This is a genomic window from Accumulibacter sp., assembly GCF_023806565.1.
In the GTDB taxonomy this organism is placed as follows: domain Bacteria; phylum Pseudomonadota; class Gammaproteobacteria; order Burkholderiales; family Rhodocyclaceae; genus Accumulibacter.
This window is the reverse complement of the sequence record NZ_JAMTDV010000057.1, coordinates 1-4,272: the sequence shown is the minus strand read 5'-3', so window position 1 is coordinate 4,272 and position 4,272 is coordinate 1. Positions and strand designations below refer to the sequence as shown.

Sequence of the window (4,272 nt, the reverse complement as noted above, 5' to 3'; positions counted from 1 at the left end):
TAAGGCCGGCGCCGAACTCGCCGCGCAGGTATAATGCACGATCATTTGAGCAAGCGATCGAAGCCACCATGGAAGCAGAACAACTCAACCTCATCGAAAACCGGCTCGCCGACCTCGGTCAGCGCGCCACCGAACTGCGGAGGTATCTTTGACTACGATCAGAAAGCCGATCAGTTAAAGGCCGTCGCCCGCGAACTCGAGGATCCGAAAGTCTGGGACAACGCCGAGCGCGCGCAGGAGCTCGGCCGCGAAAGGCGTGCGCTCGAAAACGTCGTGCTGACCCTGAACCGCGTCGGCGACGGCCTGCGTGACGCCAGCGACCTGTTCGAGATGGCGCGCGAGGAAGACGACGACGAGACGCTGAACGCGGTCGTCGCCGATGTCGATGCGGTCGAGAAACAGGTGGCCGGCCTCGAATTCCGGCGCATGTTCAACAATCCGGCGGACCCGCTCAACTGCTTCGTCGACATCCAGGCAGGCGCCGGCGGTACCGAAGCGCAGGACTGGGCGGCGATGCTGCTGCGCATGTACATTCGCTACGCGGAACGCAAGGGCTACGCCGTCGAAGTGCTCGAGGAATCGGAAGGCGAAGTCGCCGGCATCAAGACGGCGAGCATCAAGCTTTCCGGCGAGTACGCCTATGGCATGCTACGATCGGAAACCGGCGTCCATCGCCTGGTGCGCAAGTCGCCGTTCGACTCGAACGCCCGTCGTCACACCAGCTTCTGCTCGGTGACCGCCTACCCGGAGATCGACGATTCGTTCGAGGTCGAGATCAATCCGGCCGACCTGCGCATCGACACCTACCGCGCTTCGGGCGCCGGTGGCCAGCACATCAACAAGACCGATTCGGCGGTGCGCATCACGCATCTGCCGACCAACATCGTCGTGCAGTGCCAGAACGACCGTTCGCAGCACCGCAACCGTGCCGAGGCGATGGCGATGCTGAAGTCGCGCATCTACGAAGCCGAAATGCGCAAGCGCCAGGCCGAGCAACAGAAGCTCGAGGACGCCAAGTCCGACATCGGCTGGGGCCATCAGATCCGCTCGTACGTGCTCGACCAGTCGCGCATCAAGGACCTGCGCACCAACGTCGAAGTCGGCAACACGCAGAGCGTGCTCGATGGCGACCTCGACCAGTTCATCGAAGCCAGCCTGAAACAGGGTGTCTGAGGCACCCGCCCCCGCCACGCCACCGATCGCGAGACTGCGCCAGATCATGTCCCAGACCGAGCATCAGGACGGCTCTTCGCAGCCGGACGAGAACCACATCATCGCCGAACGGCGCGCGAAACTTGCCGAATGGCGGCAGGCGGGTCGTGCCTATCCGAACGACTTCGCGCGCGAAAACACCGCCGGCAAGATCAGCGAAGTCTACGAGGGCAAGACCGCCGAGGAACTCGCCGCGTCGCCGGTCGAGGTGCGGGTCGCCGGCCGCATCCTGCTCAAGCGGGTAATGGGCAAGGCGTCGTTTCTCACCCTGCAGGACCTCTCGGGCCGCATCCAGGCCTACGTCAGCCGCGACCACGTCGGTGAGGAAACCTACACGGCGTTCAAACGCTGGGACATCGGCGACATCGTCGGCACGGTCGGCGTGCTGTTCCGCACGCGCAGTGGCGAACTGACCGTGCAGTGCTCGGAAATCCGCCTGCTCGCCAAGTCGCTGCGACCCCTGCCGGAAAAATTCCATGGTCTGACCGACCAGGAACAGAAATACCGCATGCGCTATGTCGACCTGATCACCAACGAGCAGTCGCGCTTCACTTTCGTCGTGCGCAGCCGCATCGTGCAATCGATCCGCGACTACATGGTACGGCACGGCTTCCTCGAAGTCGAAACGCCGATGATGCACCCGATCCCCGGCGGCGCCACCGCGCGACCGTTCAAGACCCACCACAACGCGCTCGACATGCCGCTCTTCCTGCGCATCGCGCCCGAGCTCTACCTCAAGCGCCTGGTCGTCGGCGGTCTGGAAAAGGTGTTCGAGATCAACCGCAACTTCCGCAACGAGGGCCTCAGCCCGCGCCACAACCCCGAATTCACGATGATGGAATTCTACGAGGCGTACTCGGAATATCGCCAGTTGATGGACTTCACCGAAGGGCTGCTGCGCCACAGCGCGCGCACGGCGCTGGCCAGCGAGGTGTTCAGCTACCAGGGACGCACGCTCGATTTCGCCAGGCCCTTTGCGCGGCTGACGATCGTCGAAGCGATCCACCGCTCCCACCCCGGCTTCAGCATCGCGCAACTCAATGACGCCGACTGGTTGCGCGGCAAACTGCGGGCACTGCAGGTCGAGCCGGGAAGCGACGCCGGACTGGGCGCATTGCAACTGCTGCTGTTCGAGGAAACGACCGAGGCGGATCTATGGGATCCGACCTTCATCATCGACTACCCGGCCGAGGTCAGCCCGCTGGCGCGCCGCAGCGACCGCAACCCGGAAGTGGCCGAGCGCTTCGAGCTGTTCGTCGCCGGCCGCGAAATCGCCAACGGCTTCTCCGAGTTGAACGACCCCGAAGACCAGGCGGCGCGCTTTCTCGAACAGGCCAAGGCGAAGGAAGCCGGCGACGAGGAAGCGATGTACTACGACGCCGACTACATCCGCGCGCTCGAATACGGCCTGCCGCCAACCGGCGGCTGCGGCATCGGCATCGACCGGCTGGTGATGCTGCTCACCGACGCGGCAAACATCCGCGACGTCATCCTCTTTCCGCAGATGCGGCCGGAGTAGGCCGGGCGCGGCAGACAAGCGATAGCCCGGCACATGCCGCGCCACGCGATCGTCATCGGCGCCGGCCTGGCCGGCTGCAGCGCGGCCGAGCGCCTGGCAGCACGCGGCTGGACGATCGACCTGATCGACGCTGCTCGCGCACCCGGCCAGGGGGCCTCCGGCAATCGTGCCGGCGTCCTGCGGCCGCTGCCCTCGGTCGACGACAACCGGCTGGCGCGCCTGACGCGTGCCGCTTTCGCTTACGCCCGCCAGCACTGCGCACAACTCAGCGCCGCCGGCCTGCCCCTGCGCTGGGGCCAGACCGGCGTCCTCCACCTGGCGCGCGACGAGCGGCACGCGGAAACGCAACGGCGAGTGATCGAACGGCAGCAGCCGGCGGCGGACGAACTGCGCTTTGTCGATCGCGACGAGGCCGCTCGCCTGGCCGGCTGGCCGGTCGCCATCGGCGGCTGGTGGTTTCCGCGTGGCGGCTGGGTCGACCCCGCCTCGCTCTGCCGCGCCAACCTGGCACGCTGCGCGGCAGTGGTCCGCCCGCACTACGGCTGTCAGGTGGCGCACATCGAGCGTCGAGGCGAGATCTGGCACGCCTGCAACCGTTCCGGGCAAGTGCTGGCAGCGGCGCCGCTGCTGATCCTGGCCAACGCCAGCGCTGCCCGGCGCTTCGCTCCCGCCTCGCATCTGCCCTTGCGCGCCGCGCGCGGGCAGGTCTCGCATCTCCCGGCGATCCAGGGCTCAGCGCCGGAGATCGTCGTCTGCCGGCTCGGCTACGTGACCCCGGCGATCGACGGCGTACGCTGCGCCGGTGCGACTTTCGCCGTCGATGACGATGAAAGCGCGCTCCGCGCCGCCGACCACGCCGAGAACCTGGCCAAACTCGACGCGATCCTGCCTGGCTACGGCAGGCAGATCGATCCCGCCAGCCTCGGCGGCCGTGTCGGTTTCCGGCCGCTGTCGCCCGATCGCCTGCCGATGATCGGCGCGCTCGCCGACGCCGCCGCCATCGCCCCCGACCGCCCTCGCCGTCCGCTCGCCGAACTGCCGCGCCTGCCCGGGCTGTATCTCATCAACGGCTTCGGCGCGCGCGGCATCGTCTGGTCGGCCCTCGCCGGCGAACTGCTCGCCTGCCTGATCACCGGCGCACCGCTGCCACTGCCCGACGATCTGGTCGGCGCCGTCGATCCCGCGCGCTTCCTGCTACGCAAGAGGTTCGAGCGGCGGCCCGGAAAACCGCCGACGCTCGTCGCCCCATAGCCGGTCGTCGGATCCGGCATCTTGCCCGAGGCCAAGGGTCCGGCCATCTCAAGTAGTGGGATCTGACTCTGGGGTGCTGGCTCTGAGGTGTCCCCACGGGATTTTTCTCTTCTCGTCATGGGGGGCAACGTCTTTTTTCACCGGCTTTGATCACCGATTGCCCAAAATTACTTTCGTCGATACCCGCGAAATGTCTGGAGGAATCCCAGTGGAAGCCATCTGCCTCATCGGCTTTGTTCCCCTTTTCGGCCTTCGCCTGTCGCTCGATCTGAAGAAAGACCATCGCCGGC

3 protein-coding genes are annotated in these 4,272 nt (G+C 66.4%); all 3 read left to right on the top strand.

Going from position 1 to position 4,272, the window contains the following annotated elements; translation table 11 throughout:
- The first annotated feature begins 68 nt into the window (after positions 1-68).
- Positions 69-1,173 (top strand): peptide chain release factor 2 gene (gene prfB, locus NFV80_RS06600; RefSeq protein WP_296758193.1). Its coding sequence is split into 2 segments (ribosomal slippage): positions 69-149 and positions 151-1,173, totalling 1,104 coding nucleotides; the frame shifts between segments, so codons are not numbered across the junction.
- 46 nt (positions 1,174-1,219) lie between these two features.
- Complete coding sequence (gene lysS / locus NFV80_RS06595) at positions 1,220-2,731, top strand: lysine--tRNA ligase (protein ID WP_295328127.1); 1,512 nt, start codon at positions 1,220-1,222, stop codon at positions 2,729-2,731.
- A gap of 33 nt (positions 2,732-2,764) precedes the next feature.
- The gene (mnmC, locus tag NFV80_RS06590; protein WP_296758190.1) at positions 2,765-3,982 is read left to right on the top strand and encodes an FAD-dependent 5-carboxymethylaminomethyl-2-thiouridine(34) oxidoreductase MnmC; all 1,218 of its coding nucleotides are present in this window, start codon (positions 2,765-2,767) and stop codon (positions 3,980-3,982) included.
- The last annotated feature ends 290 nt before the right edge of the window (positions 3,983-4,272 follow it).